The organism is Corynebacterium sp. MSK218 (genome assembly GCF_030232655.1).
GTDB lineage: Bacteria > Actinomycetota > Actinomycetes > Mycobacteriales > Mycobacteriaceae > Corynebacterium.
The window spans coordinates 39,263-56,177 of the sequence record NZ_JASPGN010000001.1 but is presented as its reverse complement, the minus strand read 5'-3'; the positions used below and the strand labels follow the sequence as shown (position 1 = coordinate 56,177).

General features: G+C 62.8%; 10 protein-coding genes. 7 read left to right on the top strand and 3 right to left on the bottom strand.

Annotated features, from left to right (window positions below):
* The first annotated feature begins 39 nt into the window (after window positions 1-39).
* Window positions 40-471, top strand: a complete 432-nt coding sequence (locus QP922_RS00235; RefSeq protein ID WP_284807272.1) for an endonuclease domain-containing protein — start codon at window positions 40-42, stop codon at window positions 469-471.
* 145 nt (window positions 472-616) lie between these two features.
* A complete protein-coding gene (locus QP922_RS00230) occupies window positions 617-2,350 on the top strand; it encodes a long-chain-fatty-acid--CoA ligase (RefSeq protein ID WP_284807271.1) in 1,734 nt (577 codons plus the stop codon).
* Window positions 2,351-2,352: 2 nt separating this feature from the next.
* Here the strand turns inward: QP922_RS00230 and QP922_RS00225 are convergent, their stop codons facing one another.
* Complete coding sequence (locus QP922_RS00225) at window positions 2,353-3,270, bottom strand: hypothetical protein (protein ID WP_284807270.1); 918 nt, start codon at window positions 3,268-3,270, stop codon at window positions 2,353-2,355.
* 384 nt (window positions 3,271-3,654) lie between these two features.
* On the opposite strand from QP922_RS00225, the gene QP922_RS00220 reads away from it, so the two are divergent.
* The 4 genes from QP922_RS00220 to QP922_RS00205 all read left to right on the top strand — a co-directional run bounded on the left by QP922_RS00220 (window position 3,655) and on the right by QP922_RS00205 (window position 14,965).
* Complete coding sequence (locus QP922_RS00220) at window positions 3,655-12,540, top strand: type I polyketide synthase (protein ID WP_284807269.1); 8,886 nt, start codon at window positions 3,655-3,657, stop codon at window positions 12,538-12,540.
* Window positions 12,541-12,642: 102 nt separating this feature from the next.
* On the top strand, window positions 12,643-13,668 hold the full coding sequence (locus QP922_RS00215; RefSeq protein WP_204099069.1) for a DUF308 domain-containing protein: 1,026 nt from the start codon (window positions 12,643-12,645) through the stop codon (window positions 13,666-13,668).
* Window positions 13,669-13,674: 6 nt separating this feature from the next.
* Window positions 13,675-14,106 carry a hypothetical protein gene (locus QP922_RS00210; RefSeq protein ID WP_284807266.1) on the top strand — a complete coding sequence of 144 codons (432 nt, stop codon included), beginning with the start codon at window positions 13,675-13,677 and terminating at the stop codon, window positions 14,104-14,106.
* Window positions 14,107-14,164: 58 nt separating this feature from the next.
* The gene (locus QP922_RS00205; protein WP_284807264.1) at window positions 14,165-14,965 is read left to right on the top strand and encodes a hypothetical protein; all 801 of its coding nucleotides are present in this window, start codon (window positions 14,165-14,167) and stop codon (window positions 14,963-14,965) included.
* A 7-nt stretch (window positions 14,966-14,972) separates the two neighbouring features.
* On the opposite strand, the gene QP922_RS00200 is transcribed toward QP922_RS00205, so the two are convergent.
* Entirely contained in the window at window positions 14,973-16,127 is a 1,155-nt protein-coding gene (locus tag QP922_RS00200) for a YihY/virulence factor BrkB family protein (protein ID WP_284807262.1), read from the bottom strand.
* Window positions 16,128-16,211: 84 nt separating this feature from the next.
* Between QP922_RS00200 and QP922_RS00195 the strand changes: the two genes are divergently transcribed.
* Complete coding sequence (locus tag QP922_RS00195) at window positions 16,212-16,688, top strand: S-ribosylhomocysteine lyase (protein WP_284807260.1); 477 nt, start codon at window positions 16,212-16,214, stop codon at window positions 16,686-16,688.
* A gap of 3 nt (window positions 16,689-16,691) precedes the next feature.
* Here the strand turns inward: QP922_RS00195 and QP922_RS00190 are convergent, their stop codons facing one another.
* A complete protein-coding gene (locus tag QP922_RS00190; RefSeq protein WP_042529085.1) occupies window positions 16,692-16,889 on the bottom strand; it encodes a hypothetical protein in 198 nt (65 codons plus the stop codon).
* Window positions 16,890-16,915: the final 26 nt, after the last annotated feature.

Below are 16,915 nucleotides of genomic sequence, written 5' to 3'. Positions count from 1 at the left end.
GATGCATCACTTGAAACCGCCCACTGTTTACGGACTCCGGTGCCGAAAAAAGTAGCCCGCGAACTCACAACACGCGGATTAAACGTGGAGTGCAACGTCCGCATTGGCCGCTACTACTGGGATATCGTGCTGCCTGACCTGAAGGTCGCGGTGGAAATCAACAGCTTTGAATACCACTCGGCAGGTCAGGAGTGGATTCGGGATCACTGGAAGAATAACGAGGCCATCCTCCTAGGCTGGTGCACCTTGCGCTACACCGGTCACTGTGTGGCCCATCATCTCAACTATGTCATCGACCAGATCACTCTCGCTGCCGAGCCCGACTTTGATAAACGCTATTACTCATGGGTTGGCTACTGGCATAAGGGAGCACAACCACCACCGTTAAAGCCCTGGGAGCAACCCGGCTACGAGCACTGGGCACCACTGCCCGCCTCCCCGCATGACGGGCAAGAAAGGCCCACAGCTTAAGCGACTATTCAACCGTTTCAACGGCTCCCAGCGCAGCTCCTTTCGTTACGCGTAGTAACTTTGCAAAGTTTTGCGAGACGACGGTCACACATTAGCTATACTGTTCCACACGTAACATATTTGACCACCTAAGGAGTTCTCGCTCATGACCGAAGCCCCTGCGAAAGCGCCCTCTGCCTACGAGACCAAGGCATGGCTGCAGTACTACCCCGAGTGGACCAAACCCCACTTGGACTACGGCGACAAGACCCTCTTGGACTCCTACCAAGAAACCGTCGAGGCCTACGGTGATAGGCCAGCCACCTGGTTCTTCGGCAGCCAGATGACGTACCGCGAGCTCGATACCCACGTGCGCGCCGCCGCCGCAGGATTAAAGGCCTTCGGAATCCGCCCCGGTGACCGCGTAGCAGTCGCCCTTCCCAATTGCCCTCAGCACGTGGCGGTGTTCTACGCCATCCTGAAGCTGGGAGCGACCGTCGTGGAGCACAACCCGCTCTACACCGCTCCGGAGCTGGAGCCGCTCTTCAACGACCACGCCGCGCGCGTGGCGGTGGTCTGGGACAAGGCGAGCCCGACCTTCGAGAAGCTGCGCGACTCTACCCCACTGGAGACCATCGTCACGGTCAACATGATTGAAGCGATGCCGCGCCGCAAGCAAGCGCTCCTACGCCTGCCCATCCCCTTCATTAAAGACAAGCGCGAAGAACTCTCCGTCCCGGCCCCCAATACCGTGCCGTGGAGCGTCCTCACTGGCCGCGCCATCGGCGGACACGGTCACAAGCTGAAAGACGCAAAGGTCGAACACAACGACACTGCACTCATTCTCTACACCTCCGGCACCACGGGAACCCCGAAGGGCGCGGAGCTGACCCACTCCAACCTGTACTGCAACATGAAGATGGCGGAGTCCTGGGTTCCGGAACTGGGAGATAAAGCCGAACGAATGCTGGCAGCCCTGCCGCTCTTCCACGTCTACGGCCTCACCCTTATCGCGGCCCTCGGCGTGCACATCGGTGGCGAGCTCGTCCTGACGCCGGCCCCGAAGATTCCGCTCCTGTTGGACATCATGAAGAAGCGCCGCCCCACCTGGATGCCGGGCGTGCCCACGATCTACGCCAAGGTCATGGAGGCAGCCAAGGAACAGGGCATCGACCTGCACGGCATTGAAAACAGCCTTTCCGGCGCGGCCGCCTTGCCGCCGGAAATCGTCGAGGAATGGGAGGCCCTCACCGGCGGCCTTCTGGTGGAAGGCTACGGCCTGACGGAGACCTCCCCCATCGTCACGGTAAACCCGCTCAACAAGAACCGCCGCCCGGGGTATATCGGTATTCCTTTCCCGGATACCGAGGTGCGCATCGGCAACCCGGACAACCTCGACGAGACCCAGCCGGACGGCACCGCAGGCGAGCTGCTCGTGCGCGGCCCCCAGGTGTTCAAGGGTTATTTCAATATGCCGGAGGCCACCGAGAACGCCTTCCACAATGGCTGGTACCGCACGGGTGACATGGCAATTATGGAGTCAGATGGCTTCATCAAGATTGTCTCCCGCATCAAGGAGATGATCATTACCGGCGGCTTCAACATCTACCCGGCGGAGGTCGAAGACGTCATCCGTCAGCACCCAGACGTGACCAACGTGGCCGTCGTGGGCCTGCCCCGTGACGATGGTTCTGAGGACGTCGTGGGATGCATTGTGCTTAACGACGGCGCCGTGCTCGACCCCGAAGGCCTCAAGGACTACTGCCGTGAGCGCCTTACCCGCTACAAGGTTCCGCGCAGGTTCTACCACTTCGAGCACCTCGCGTCGGACCAGCTGGGCAAGGTCCGTCGCCGCGAGGTACAGAAGGAACTCTTGGAACTCATCAAAGAGCACGCCTAGGTTTAGGCGGCACGTTCGGCATAGCTCATGAAGCGGCTGGGGTTGAACGTTGAGTAGAACTCCTCCCCGGCCCAGATCAGCTGGCTCACCAGAGTGCTCAACTGGTGATCCAGCTGCGCGTCCGTGTAGCCCCAGCCAGTGGGGATGCGGGCCGTGGTGACGAGGACTAGATCCTCGTCGGCACCCCGACGCACAGTCTCAACGCGGGCGGAGTACGCATACTGGACATCATTCTTGAATTCCGCCCAGCGCACGAGGGCATCAAGGTCACAGAGGCACCGCCCTGACGGGGTCACGAGGCTTAGTTCGATATCGTCGGAGCCGTCGCATGCCGCCTGCACCGTAATCGTGTGGTCTTCAATCGTGATGCCCACCGTGCCGTTGCCGTGGTTGACAACGTGAACTGGGTGTTCCATCGAGACTAGGCGCGTGGCGCGTTGGTGCACGCGCCACATGCCGACTGCTGACACCTCGTACACCTCGCTGAAATAGTGTGGAGTCACGTGCTTGAGCCCAGCACCGCGCATGGGTTCAGAGGGTTCTTCCGGAAAATGTTCATCGAAGCGCGCAAAGACCGCCGAGAGGGACTTCGCATATCCAGAAATGATGCTCTTGAGCTGCGAATTCGTTGCTGTCGACGGCAGGTAAGGCGGTGCAAAAACGCGCAGATGTGAGTGAGCTATGGAGCTTCCACAAGGCTCGGCGACGAGATTGCCGGAGATCCCTCCACCGTTAAAGTCGTTGACGTCCATACGCAAGGGCTGCCGGTCCGGATCGAAGCACACCGAGCCACCCCAATAGCCAAGAATGGAGAGGCCTCCCAACTCGTCGTTGACGCCAATACTCATGCGGCCGCCCGGGATCCGGATGGTAGGCAGGCCCATGGAGTCCTTTTCCAGCGTGCCGGCCAGCCTCTCCATGGCCTTCCTTACGCGCCGAGTGCTGAGTGCTGCTGGGGTTTTAGCTGGTTTATGAGATGCGGTTTGAGACATTGTCCCCCCTAAATTTTGTGTGTTACGTGCATACTGAGCGAGCTGGTCGTGAGGTCCCCGCACACGTCACTCTCCCCCGAGCTGCTGCAGTGCCGCCAAGGATACAAAAGGTTGGGCACCTTCGCTCGTCGAGAAGCGCGAGAGCACCCCCACCCCACATCAAACGTGAGAAAAACCTCACATTTTGCGCGCGGGAGTCACTTTTTCCAACAGGCTTCGACTACGGTGGCGTCATCATGATTAGTTATGTTGGGCAAACTAATGCTCGGCATCTAGTCAGAGACTTATCCCCGACAAGCACAAAGAGGAAAAATGCCTGTAACTCCGCTGCATTCTATGCCCCGCCCAGCCGTCCTTTTCGCGGGTCAGGGCTCTGAATGGCAAAGCTTCATCGCCGCCGCCACGCACACCCCAGCCACTGCCCAGCGCTTGCAGGAAGTACTTGCCCAGGCTCGCATGTTCATTGCCCCGGCAGCCCGCTCGGTAGCCTCCACGTGCCCCGGTGCGGTGGAACGCTTGGAGCAACTCATTGGCGGAGAAGCAGAACGCGAGCCGGGCGATGTACTCCCAGCCGTCTCCATCCCGGGCATCGTGCTGGGACAGATTGCGGCCATCGAGCAACTTCGTGACCTGGGCGTCTCACTCGACGTGACTGCGGGTCATTCGCAGGGAAGTTTGGGAGAGATGGCCGTCGATAAGCCAGCGGAAGCCCTAGCCCTTGCCCTCCTCATGGGCACGGCCTCGACGGCGGTCAACGGTACTGATCCCCGCTCGCAGATGCTGTCGGTGCGTGGGCTCGAGCGCGACTTCATCGCCCAGCGCCTGCACGGCACAGCTGCCATTGCCGTGGTGAATGGCCGGCGCCACCTCGTGCTATCCGGCAGTCCAGACGACCTTGCGGCAACGCGCGCGGCGATTGAAGGCGCCGCTGCACAGCACAATGCCGCTCTAGAGGAGCGCACTATCGGAGGTGATGAGCTCGAAGCGCGTTTCGACGAGCTGCCCGTAGCCCTGCCTTTCCATAACCCGGTGCTCGCTATGGCCGCTGAGCACACCGTGGCGCTGGCGCAGAAGTGCGGCTTGGATGAGCATGCCGCTCGCCAACACGCAGAGGCCATCCTCGTGGCTGAGCACAATTGGCCGCAGACGCTAGAGGCTCTGGACGCTACTCATTTCATCGTTCTCGACCGCGCTCTGACGTCCATCACGCGCCGCGCGGTGGAAGGCACTGGGGTCGTCGTCGTGGAGGCAACGTCCCCACAGGCCATCGACTCACTGACTACGCCTGGCACCGAACTTCCCACTGCGCTTAACTACGCTGACTTTGCTCCGCGCACCCTTGAACTTCCCGGCGGGCGCACCGTCACGCAGACGCGTTTTTCGGATCTCACTGGCCTGTCCCCCATCATGCTGGGCGGCATGACTCCGACCTCAGCAGACGGCGAGATCGTGGCCGCTGCCGCCAACGCCGGGCACTGGACGGAGATGGCCGGCGGTGGCATGTACTCCGATGAGGTCTTCCGTGCCCACCTCGCCGTCATGGAAAAGCACCTGCACCCGGGCCGCACCGCGCAGTTCAACACCATGTTCTTCGATCGCTTCCTGTGGAACCTGCAGTTTGGCCAAGCGCGCATCGTGCCCAAGGCTCGTGCGGCCGGCGCGCCTTTCAATGGCGTGTGCATCTCCGCCGGTATCCCCGAGGTGGAGGAAGCCGGCGAGCTCCTCGCCCGCCTGCACGAGGACGGCTTCCCCTACATCTCCTTCAAGCCCGGCACCGCCAAGCAAATCCGGGACGTGCTGGCCATCGCCGCCGCCTACCCGGGTGATCAGATCATCATGCAGGTCGAGGACGGGCACGCCGGCGGCCACCACTCCTGGGTCAACCTCGATGACATGCTGCTAGAGACCTACGCTGAGATCCGCGCTCACAGCAATGTTTACCTCGCCGTGGGCGGCGGCATCGCTACACCGGAGCGCGCCACGGAGTACCTCACCGGCGCGTGGGCGAAGAAGCATGGTGTGCCTGCCATGCCTGTCGACGCCGTCTTCCTCGGCACCGTCGCCATGGCCACCAAGGAGGCCAAAGCTACCGACTCCGTCAAGGACCTGCTGGTTAATACTCCGGGCATTGGTCCAGAAGAAAACGGCGGGTGGGTCGGCCGCGGCACCGGCGCGCATGGCGTGGCGTCGTCGCAGTCCCACCTGCTGGCAGACATCCATGACCTGGACAATTCCTTCGCTGCGGCCTCGCGCCTGATTACCTCCTTGAGCATCGAGGAGTACCCGGCTCACCGCGAAGAGATCATCGATGCTCTCGCCAAGACCTGCAAGCCCTACTTCGGTGACGTAGAGTCCATGACCTACGCCGAGTGGCTGGAGCGCTTCGTGGAGCTGGCTCATCCCTTTGTGGATCCGAGCTGGGATGACCGTTTCCTCGATCTCCTCCACCGCGTTGAGGCACGCCTGAACCCGGCCGACCACGGCCAGATTGAAACCCTCTTCCCCACTGTAGAAGCTGTGCACGATGCCCCGCAGGCCGTCGCGAAGCTGCTGGCTGAATACCCCGCCGCACGCACTACGGAGGTCTCCGCGCGCGATGCCGCTTGGTGGATTTCGCTGCACTACAAGCACGTCAAGCCCATGCCGTGGGTACCCGCCATCGATGGCGACCTGAAGTCCTGGTTTGGCAAGGACACTCTCTGGCAGGCCCAGGATGAGCGCTACACCGCCGACCAGGTGCGCATCATCCCGGGTCCAGTCGCCGTGGCAGGTATTACCACGAAGAACGAGCCGGTAGCGAGTCTGCTTGCCCACTTCGAGAAGGCCACCACGGATGCGCTGCTGGAGCAGGGTTCGACACCACACAAGGCCTTCTCGCGTCTGAACTCTGCTGCCGATGAGGCCGAGTTCCTGCGCACCGCCCCTACCCTGCTGTGGCACGGCCACCTCATGGCGAACCCGGCGCATGAGATGGATGAGAATGCCTTCGACCTGCGCCAGGATGCCGACGGCAAGTGGGAAATTGTCATCACCGCGGATTCCTACTGGGATGATCTCCCTGAGGACCAGCGTCCCTTCTACGTCCGCGAAGTCACCGTTCCGGTCGACCTGCCGGAGGATGTCGCCACGGGCGGCTCCCCGGTGGTCTCCGAGGAGCGCTTGCCTAAGTCCGTCTTTACCCTGCTGGAGGGCCTGGCCGGTGTCGGCTCCACGGCCGAACAGGGCGATGAGATCACGGAAATGCCGACGGTGGAGTCTGGTTACTCCTTCAATTTCCCGGCCTCGTTGCTGTCGGCACACAGCGCGGTGACCTGCGGCGATTCCTCCGCAGAGAAGGCCGGTACCCCGGACGTGCTTGTCGGCCCCTGCTGGCCGGCCATCTATGCCGCGCTCGGCTCCGGCCGCCTGGAGGATGGCTATCCGGTCATCGAAGGCCTGCTCAACGCGGTGCACCTGGACCACGTCATCGACGTGCGGGTGCCGCTAGAGCAGCTTGCCGACGGCCGCCAGATCAACGTCACCTCCTCCTGCACCGCCGTGGAGGAATCTGCGTCCGGGCGCATCGTGACGGTGGAGCTGGAGCTCAAGGACCACGCTTCCGGCGACATCGTGGCCACGCAGATACACCGCTTCGCCATCCGCGGCCGCGCTACCGGCACTGCCGCGCCAAGCCCAGCGCCCGAGTGGGGCGGTGGCAAGTCCGCCACCAAGGTGGTGCCGACGCCACGCTCCTTCGTCGACCGCGCCACCGTCACCGCACCGCAGGATATGACTCCATTCGCGCTGGTCTCCGGTGACTATAACCCGATCCACACTTCCTATAACGCGGCCCAGCTCGTCAACCTGGAAGCACCTCTCGTACACGGCATGTGGCTCTCCGCTGCGGCGCAGCAAGTGGCCGGGCGCCACGGCCGCGTGGTGGGCTGGACCTATTCCATGTATGGCATGGTACAGCTGGGTGATGACATCGAGATCACCGTTGAGCGCGTCGGCCGCAAGGGCATCCACCAAGCGCTCGAAGTCACCTGCCGCATCGACGGCGACGTGGTCTCCCGCGGCCAGGCCCTGCTCGCCGCACCGACGACGGCTTATGTCTACCCCGGCCAGGGTATCCAGGCAGTGGGCATGGGCAAGGGCGACCGCCAAGCTTCCCCGGCAGCGCGCGAGGCTTGGCGCCGCGCCGATGCACATACCCGCGCGAACCTGGGCTTTAGCATCCAGAAGATCATCGATGAGAACCCGACGGAGCTCTCCGTACGCGGCACTACCTTCCGTCACCCGCAGGGCGTGCTGCATCTGACCCAGTTCACGCAGGTAGCCCTGGCTGTGGTGGCTTTTGCCCAAACTGAGCGCCTGCGTGCTGAGGACGCCCTGGCGCCCACCTCTTACTTCGCCGGCCATTCCCTGGGCGAATACACCGCCCTTGCCTCGCTGGCGAATATCTTCGACCTCGAGGGTGTCATCGACATCGTCTATTCCCGCGGCTCCGCCATGGGCAGCCTGGTACCGCGCGATGCCGAAGGCAATTCTGAATACGCCATGGCGGCACTGCGCCCGAACATGGCCGGCATTGATGCCGACAGCGTCGACGCCTGGGTGGCCGAGGTCGCCGAGACCACCGGCGAGTTCCTGGAGATTGTCAACTACAACATCCGCGGCCAGCAATACTCCATTGCCGGCACGAAGAAGGGTCTCAAGGCCCTGGTAGATAAGGCCAATGCCATCGCGCCGCGCGCGGCCGTCATGGTCCCGGGCATCGACGTGCCTTTCCACTCCCGCGTGCTGCGCGAAGGCGTGCCGGCCTTTGCGGAGAAGCTCGACGAGCTGCTTCCGGCACAGCTGGACCTCGATGCCCTGGTGGGCCGCTATATCCCGAACCTGGTGGCCCGCCCCTTCGAGCTCACCCAGGACTTCGTCGATGCTGTGGCACCGCTAGCGCCGTCCGGAAAGCTGGACGGGCTCAATGCTGCGGACATGGACGATAACGAGCTCGCCCGCCTGCTCCTCATTGAGCTACTGTCCTGGCAGTTCGCCTCACCCGTGCGCTGGATTGAAACCCAGGAGTTCCTCTTTGGCAAGGTCGAGCAGATCATCGAGGTCGGCCTGGCTTCTTCCCCAACGCTGACCAACCTGGCTGAACGCTCGCTCACAGTTGCCGGTATCCCGGAGGGCACCATCCGCGTGCTCAACGTGGAGCGCGACCAGGACCAGGTCATGCTTGCCGACGTCTCCGAGGCCCCCGCCCCAGAACCCGTTGCGGAACCCGTTGCCGAGGAGGCAACGCCGCAGACTGAGGACGTTCCGGCTCCGGCTGCACCAACTCCTGCAGCTGTGCCCAGCGACGCCCCCGAACTGCGCTTCGGCGCGGCGGAGGCCATCATGGTGCTCTTCGCCTTCCAGAACAAGATCCGCGTGGACCAGATCATGGATTCTGACACCGTGGAGGAGCTCACCAACGGCGTGTCCTCGCGCCGTAACCAGCTGCTCATGGACATGTCGGCGGAACTCGGCGTACCCGCAATCGACGGCGCTGCTGACGCCGACGTGGCCACGCTGCGGGAGAAAGTTTCCACCGCGGCCCCGGGCTACGCCGCCTTCGGACCGGTGCTGAGTGAGGCCGTCGGCGCGCGCCTGCGCCAGCTCTTTGGTGCGGCGGGCCTCAAACCCACCGCCGTGGCTGACTATGTCACCGGAACCTGGGGTCTGCCTGAATCCTGGCTTGCCCACGTCGAGGCGGAGATCCTGCTCGGCTCCCGCGAGGAAGATTCGGTGCGCGGCGGCTCGCTGAGCACCGTGCCGGCGAGTGCCACCTCCAAGTCTGCAGCGCACGAGCTGATCGACACCGCCGTCCAGGCCGTCGCCGCTGCCCACGGCGCTACTGTCTCCAAGGGCGCAGCCGCCGGTGGTGCCGGGGGCGGTGCCGTGGTCGACTCTGCTGCCTTGGATGCTTTCGCCGAGACCGTCACCGGTGAGAACGGTGTCTTGGCCACAGCTGCCCGCCAGGTTCTCTCCCAGCTCGGGCTGGACTCCAAGCCGGAACTCGTCGAAGCGCCTGATACCACCGTCATCGATGCCGTCGAGGCAGAGCTCGGCTCTGGGTGGCTTAAGTCTGTAGCTCCGTCGTTTGACTCGACGAAGGCCGTGCTTTTCGACGACTCCTGGGCCATCGCCCGCGAGCGCCTTGCCCGCGTGGCACTGGGCCAGGCCGAGTATTCAGTTGAGAGCTTCCGCGGTACTGGCGAGGACCTGGCACGCCAGGCTCGCTGGTGGAAGCGCGAAGACATAGCGAAGGCTGCCGTGGACACCACGCCCGGCGCGTATGCCGGCGAGATTGCCCTAGTCACGGGTGCTGCACCTGGTTCCATCGCCACCGCGTTGGTGGAGCGTCTGCTGGAAGGCGGCGCCACGGTCATTATGACTGCCTCCCGTATAAGCCAAGCCCGCAAGGAGTTCGCGCGCACGCTCTATGCCGAGCACGGCGCTGCTGGTTCCGCCCTGTGGCTGGTCCCGGCGAACCTGTCGAGCTTCCGCGATATTGACGCGCTCATCGACTGGATCGGCACTGAGCAGCGCGAGTCCGTGGGCAACGAGGTCAAGATTCTCAAACCGGCCCTCACGCCGACGCTGGCCTTCCCCTTCGCCGCGCCAAGTGTGTCCGGCTCGCTGGCGGATGCCTCCGGCACCACCGAGTCCCAGGCCCGGCTGCTGCTGTGGTCCGTCGAACGCACCATTGCGGGGCTAGCACGGCTGAGTCAGGGGGACGTCGATAAGCGCTGCCATGTCGTCCTGCCGGGCTCCCCCAACCGCGGCACCTTCGGCGGCGACGGCGCCTACGGCGAGGTCAAGGCCGCGCTCGATGCCATCCTCAACAAGTGGAAGGTCGAATCCGGCTGGCCGCAGGGCGTCACCCTGGCGCAGGCCAAGATTGGCTGGGTGGCCGGCACGCACCTCATGGGCGGCAATGATGCGCTGGTGCCCGCTGCCGAGAAGGCCGGCATCAAGGTGTGGAGCCCGGAGGAGATTTCCGCTGAGCTCATGGAGTTGGCAAGTAAGGATGCCCGTGAGCAGGCAGCACATGCCCCGGTGGAAAAGGACCTCACCGGTGGCCTGGAGGGCTTCTCCCTGACGGAGCTCGCCGCAGGTGCGGAGCCGACTGGCGTCGTTCCGCACGAGGAGCAGGACGCCCTCGCGACCATCACCGCACTGCCCAACCAGGTGCACGCAGTTCAGCCAGGCCTGGAGGAAGAAATCGGCCAGGTCACCACGGACCTAGAGGACATGGTGGTCATCGCCGGCATCGGCGAAGTCTCCTCGTGGGGTTCGGGCCGCACGCGCTTCGAGGCCGAGTATGGTCTGCAGCGCGATGGTTCCGCGGAACTCACCGCAGCCGGCGTGCTGGAGCTGGCCTGGATGACCGGGCTAGTGGAATGGCGTGAGGACCCGCACCCGGGCTGGTTCGTCGTGAACGACGACGAAGAGATTGCCGAAGAGGACATTTTCGAGCGCTTCCGCGATGAGGTCGTCGCGCGCTGCGGTATCCGCACGCTCACGGATAAGTACCATCTCACCGACCGTGGATCCATCGACCTGACCACCGTCTTCCTCGACCGCGACGTCACCTTCACGGTGGATTCGGAGGCCACCGCCCGCGATATTCAGGACGCGGACCCGGAGTTCGTCAGCATCGTCGAGGCGGATGGCGAGTGGCAGGTCACCCGCCGCCAGGGTGCGACCGTCAAGGTCCCGCGCAAGGCCACGCTGACCCGTACCGTCGCCGCGCAGATGCCGGATGATTTCGACGCCGCCAAGTGGGGCATCCCGGAGCACATGCTCGACTCCCTGGACCGCATGGCGGTGTGGAACCTGGTCAGCGCGGTGGATGCCTTCACCCAGGCCGGCTTCTCCCCGGCGGAGCTGCTGCGCTCCATCCACCCGGGCCAGGTGGCCACCACGCAGGGCACCGGTATCGGCGGCATGGAGTCCCTGCACAAGGTCTTCGTCACCCGCTTCCTCGGTGAGGAGCGCCCGTCGGACATCCTGCAGGAGGCCCTGCCCAACGTCATCGCGGCGCACACTATGCAGTCGCTCGTGGGCGGCTACGGTTCCATGATTCACCCGATTGGTGCCTGCGCTACCGCAGCGGTGTCGATTGAGGAAGCCGTGGACAAGATTGCCCTGGGCAAGGCCGACGTGGTCGTGGCCGGCGGTATCGACGATGTCCAGGTGGAATCCCTCCAGGGCTTCGGCGACATGAACGCCACCGCGGAGACCGCGAAGATGACCGCCAAGGGAATCGATGATCGCTTCATCTCCCGCGCCAATGACCGCCGCCGCGGCGGCTTCCTCGAAGGCGAGGGCGGCGGCACGGTCCTGCTCGTTCGTGCCTCACTAGCAGCCGACTTAGGACTGCCGGTGCTCGCGGTGGTCGCCCACGCGGCCTCCTATGGCGACGGCGCCCACACCTCCATCCCGGCCCCTGGCCTGGGCGCTCTGGGTGCTGGCCGCGGCCGGGAGAACTCCCGCCTGGCGCGCTCGCTGCGCGGTCTGGGCCTGACACCGAACGACGTCAGCGTCCTGTCCAAGCACGACACCTCCACCAACGCCAACGACCCCAACGAGTCGGAGCTGCACTCCCTGCTGTGGCCGGCGATTGGCCGCGATGAGGACCAGCCGATGTTCGTCATCTCCCAGAAGACGCTCACCGGTCACTCCAAGGCGGGTGCCGCGCTCTTCCAAACCGGCGGCATCATCGACGTCTTCCGCACGCACCGCATCCCGGCGAACGTGTCCCTGGATTGTGTTGACCCACTCATCGCACCGAAGGCGCCGAACCTGGTGTGGCTGCGCTCCCCGCTGGACCTCGGCTCTGCGGGCCACAGCGTGAAGGCAGCGGCACTGACCTCGCTCGGCTTCGGCCACGTCAGCGCGCTCATCGTCTACGCCCACCCAGGCGTGTTCGAGCAGGCCGTGTCCCAGCAGCGTGGGGCGGATGCCGCTGCCGAGTGGCGGAAGCGCGCCGAGCAGCGCTTGCGTGCGGGCCGTGCGCACTTTGAGGCCGGCATGTTGGGCCGCGCTCCGCTCTTCGAGGTCATCGAAGGACGCCGCCTGCCGGCGCACAACGCCAAGGCTGCGGAAATCGCAATGCTTCTCGACGACACCGCGCGACTCGGCGAAGACGGCACCTACCCAGAGAACTAGGAGCACTCCCCACCTACCCCCTGTTCCCGCACGCGGCGGTTATGCTGCGGTTATTATGAGGTTCCACTCACCTCTCCCCCCCACCTCCGAAAGAGCCTCGTGATGACTCAGCCGCCGTATCCGCCGCACAACCCGCCGCCGGGCCCCAGGCCGCAGGGAGCCCCGCAGCACGGCGCCCCGCAGCAGAATCCCTACGCCAACCAGTCCTTCCCGCCGCCGGGCGCTCCCTTTGGCAGCCAAGGCGGCGGGTATGGGGCACCGCCACCCCAGCCCGAACCGCCTAAGAAAAGTTCCGTCGTCGGAATCATCGCCACAGTGTTCGCTGTCTTGGGCACCATTATCGCCTGCGTTCCCGGCATCTACGTCGTGGGCTGGATCATGCTCGTCGCGGGGTTCATTACTGCCATCGTCGCACTGTTCCTCAACAACCAATCCAAGTTCTGGGGTGTGGCCGCGCTGCTCATCTCCGTGGTGGGTAGCTTCATTGCCTCGATAGTCTTTCTCTTCTTCATTACTGCGAAGTTCATCGGTTCTCTGCCGGATACGACACAAACTCCAAATGCAGGGAGCTCCGTCGTGGGGACGACGGTGCAGCCATCGGGTGAGGAGACGTCGGAAAGCACAAGCTCCCCTACCCCCATCTCGACGGAGTACTTCAACAGCGTTCCCGACGAAAACGGCATCCAGATCCTTGAGGACGGCACCCCTGGTTCGCGCTCAACCCCCCTACCACTCAACACCACGTTGAACGGACCTGAATGGGCAGTGGACGTAGCCAACCTCAACTTTGACGGCACTGACGAGGTCATGGCTGCGGACCCGTCTTATGAGAAGCCAGAAGATGGTCGAAAGTACTTAGTTTTTGACTTGACGCTGACGTACACCGGTAATGAGACCGACGCTAGCTCTGAGATGGCGTTCCTTTACTTCGACCCTGGCGAGGAGGAGAACGGGCAACCCATCAAGTGGGACGTCGACGGGTTTATGGACGCAGACACGCCTTTCCAGCCGCAGGAGAAGCGCACCGGCAGAGTTGCTGTCAGCGTGCCGGAGAACGGCGCTGAAGACGGTGCCTTCGGGATTATCGCGCCTGGCACTGAGATTCCCTTCTTCCTCGCTTTGAAATAGGACACTATGACACAACCTCCCCAGCATCCCTCCGGTTTCCAGCCCTCACACGTCCCGCCTCCACAGAATGGCCCGTATGGCCAGCAGAACTACTACGGCGCCCCGCAGCAGCCGCCGCAGCCGCAATCCAATGCTCTGGGGCTCATCGCCTTCATCACGGCGCTGCTCGGATGCGTGCTCACCTGCCTACCTTTCATGTTCTTCCTAGACTCGGTTGTGCCCGTCGCCGCCGTCACCCTGGCTCTTACTGGTTTGTTCATGAAAGACCAAAGGAACTTCTGGTCCATCATCGCGCTGTGCACCGCAGGGGTGGGAGTAGTCCTCGGTGTCATCATTAAAATTGTTCTGTCCATCGGACTGTTTGTCATGTTTGACGAAGGGGCCTCGTGGGAAGACACGTTGACGAGCTACTCGACGGAACAGGTCGAGCACACATAGTCAGTTAGGCACCTTTCTTCGCGCACGAACCTTCTCCACATCTGAAAGAGTTCCTCACATGACCGATGCCTCTGCAAAGGAATCACAGCCCAAGAAGGACCGCCTCGGTCTAATTGCTGTGGTGCTCGCTCTGGTGGGCACGCTGCTGGCGTGCCTTCCCGTTGTGTATATCGCTGGCTGGGTCATGCTCGCTGCGGCTGGGGCCACGGGGCTTGCCGCGACCTTATCTGCCCGGCAATCCACCCCGGTTGGTGTTGTCGCCATCGCCGTCAGCGTCATTGGAAGCGTCGTGGCTGCTGCCGCCTTTGTCGTGCTTCCAGAGTCCATGGACGCCACTCCGGTTACCGCCCAGGAAGTTCCCGCTGCACCGAGCCCCACAAGCACCTTTCAACTGACTCCGAATACTGACGGCGAGCACTACATTCTCGATGGCGACGAAGGCTCGAGAAGTGACCCGTTGTCGCTGAACACCATGTTGTCTAGCCCAGAATGGCAACTGACAGTGAGCAATCTTGTGGTCAATAACTCCGACTCTCTCGTTGCCGCCCATCCCCTACTTCCCCGGCCCAGAAAAGGGCGAGAGTATATCTCGGTCGACGTCACCATCACGTACCTAAGCGATAATCCCGACTACCTCAATGTGCCACTGCTTAGCTATAGCGACCATTGGGCTTTGAAGAACCGAAAATTAGATGGGTCATCAGTCAACTCCGACAACGAGCTGTATAACCCCCTATCGCAGGCAAAGACCCGAAGTAAGACACTCATTTTTAGTGCCCCCTCCAAGAATGCCGAGAGCGGCAACATCGTGGTCTCTGATCCCACCACGAAAAGCTCTATCTACTACTCACTGAAGTAGCACTCGACTACTCGGGCTGTTCCTGCCGCGCGCTATCGGAAATCTCCCGCGCCTTGTACTCAAGGCGTTTCTGCGCGCGGGCCTGGGCGCGCGAGGACGCATCTGAGCGTGGCGGGGCTTGGATGAAGCGTTCCGAGTGCATCCCTAGTTGCAGCTCCTTTGCACGCAGCACCTCGGCATCAATCTTGATGCCGACAATGAGGGCAGTGTTCATCAACCATATGGCCATGAAAAGAGCCAGGATGGTACTCAATGCGCCATAAGCACTGGCTCCAGCAAGATACGTGATGTAGAGGCCGAACAAACCCCAGACCCCAACGGTGACCACGAGTGCTACCACGGAACCGTAGGTGATCCAGCGAAAGCGACTCGGCCGCACATTGGGGCTGAAGTGATAAAGCACCGCAATCAGCGTGAGGACCACGACCACCGTGACGGGGAAACGCAGCCAATTCCACACAGGTAGAAAGGCTTGGACTAGGTAGGTAGCGGCATCTTCAAGGCCGACCTGGCGGGCTAAGGGGTAGATGGCCTCACTAATGACGGTATCTCGCAGCAAGTTGGCAAAGAGCACGATGACCGCGCCAATGACAATGATGGCGGTCAGCCCCCACATCAGCGACCACGTGCGAATGATGCCGCGGCCTTCCACTCGCCCGTACACGGTATTGGCTGTGCGCGCGAAGGCTCGCACGTACGCCGAAGCAGAAAACAGGGAGATCGCCAACGACACGATCAAGGCGAAGGTACCTTGGGCACTTGAACCAATAATCGCGCTGACAACGACATTCGCCTCCTCCGAGAAGGAGCTAGGGATGTACTGTTCAATGAACTGTGAGGTCAGCTGCTCCACCTCCTCCCTGCGGGAGGAAAAGATAAGAGTGGCGATGGAGTAGGCCGCCAACACCGTGGGTGCAAACGCCATGAGCGTGAAGTACGTCATTCCGGCAGCGCGGTCCATGAAGGCATCGTGGAAGAAGTCATTCCACGTGCGGCGCATAACTAGTCCCCAGCTCTCCCGGCGAAGGCGGTTGCCTTTGGCAAAAGGATCGCGGGCATCATCGTGCCCCTCAACCTCGAGGATGCTCGAGCTCTTCCACGGCACGATGGTATCTGGTCTCTCGACCGGGATGGCGTTGCCCCCGATCTCCTCGTCGCTCATATCTTTCCAGCGTATGCGGTACAGCCCGCATTCAGGGGCAGGACACTCGGGCCACGGTGCGGCCCGTGGTTACACTGGGGAGGCATGACTGAGAACAGCACTGAGAACAAGATCAATGTGAAGTCCTTCGAGCTCGACCACCGGCTGGTCGACGCCCCTTATATCCGCGTCGCCGACCGCACCGACCTGGGCGGCGGGGTGGAGATTATCAAGTATGACCTGCGCTTCTGCCAGCCCAACAAGGCACATCTTGGCACCGAGGCTCTTCACTCGGTGGAGCATATGATGGCCAACTTCATGCGCAACTACACCGACAAGCTCATTGGCTTTGCCCCGATGGGTTGCCGTACCGGTTTTTATGCCATCACCAATGGCATGGAGCAAGACGAGCTGCTCCGCGCCGTCGAGGGCGCGCTCAATGACATCCTTAATGCCACCGAGGTTCCCGCAGCCAACGAGGTGCAGTGCGGCTGGGGCGCCCACCACTCACTCGAGGGCGCACAGGAGGCCGCGCGCGATTTCCTGGCGGCCAAGGATGAGTGGCTCAACGTCATGGCCTAAGCGCTAGTGCTCAAGGCGTCGGATCTGGGTACGGGCGAAGAACAGCCCTGCGACGCCGAGCCCCAAGACACTCGCCATCAAAGTGCAGCGCGCTGCGCTGAACTCCGCAAACAGGCCTGGGACTAACAGGATCGCCACCGCACAGAGAAGGGCCGAGACAAAGAGAAGGATGGCGAAGAGTACGTCTTTGGGGATGTACATGTTTTGTCCTTTCTGGGCACCTACCG

Bases quoted from the DNA above. Each gene is read 5' to 3' on its own strand.
- QP922_RS00190 (WP_042529085.1), bottom strand. From the start codon at position 16,889: ATGTACATCCCCAAAGACGTACTCTTCGCCATCCTTCTCTTTGTCTCG.
- QP922_RS00215 (WP_204099069.1), top strand. From the start codon at position 12,643: ATGACTCAGCCGCCGTATCCGCCGCACAACCCGCCGCCGGGCCCCAGG.
- QP922_RS00200 (WP_284807262.1), bottom strand. From the start codon at position 16,127: ATGAGCGACGAGGAGATCGGGGGCAACGCCATCCCGGTCGAGAGACCA.
- QP922_RS00225 (WP_284807270.1), bottom strand. From the start codon at position 3,270: ATGGAGAGGCTGGCCGGCACGCTGGAAAAGGACTCCATGGGCCTGCCT.
- QP922_RS00195 (WP_284807260.1), top strand. From the start codon at position 16,212: ATGACTGAGAACAGCACTGAGAACAAGATCAATGTGAAGTCCTTCGAG.
- QP922_RS00210 (WP_284807266.1), top strand. From the start codon at position 13,675: ATGACACAACCTCCCCAGCATCCCTCCGGTTTCCAGCCCTCACACGTC.
- QP922_RS00230 (WP_284807271.1), top strand. From the start codon at position 617: ATGACCGAAGCCCCTGCGAAAGCGCCCTCTGCCTACGAGACCAAGGCA.
- QP922_RS00220 (WP_284807269.1), top strand. From the start codon at position 3,655: ATGCCTGTAACTCCGCTGCATTCTATGCCCCGCCCAGCCGTCCTTTTC.
- QP922_RS00205 (WP_284807264.1), top strand. From the start codon at position 14,165: ATGACCGATGCCTCTGCAAAGGAATCACAGCCCAAGAAGGACCGCCTC.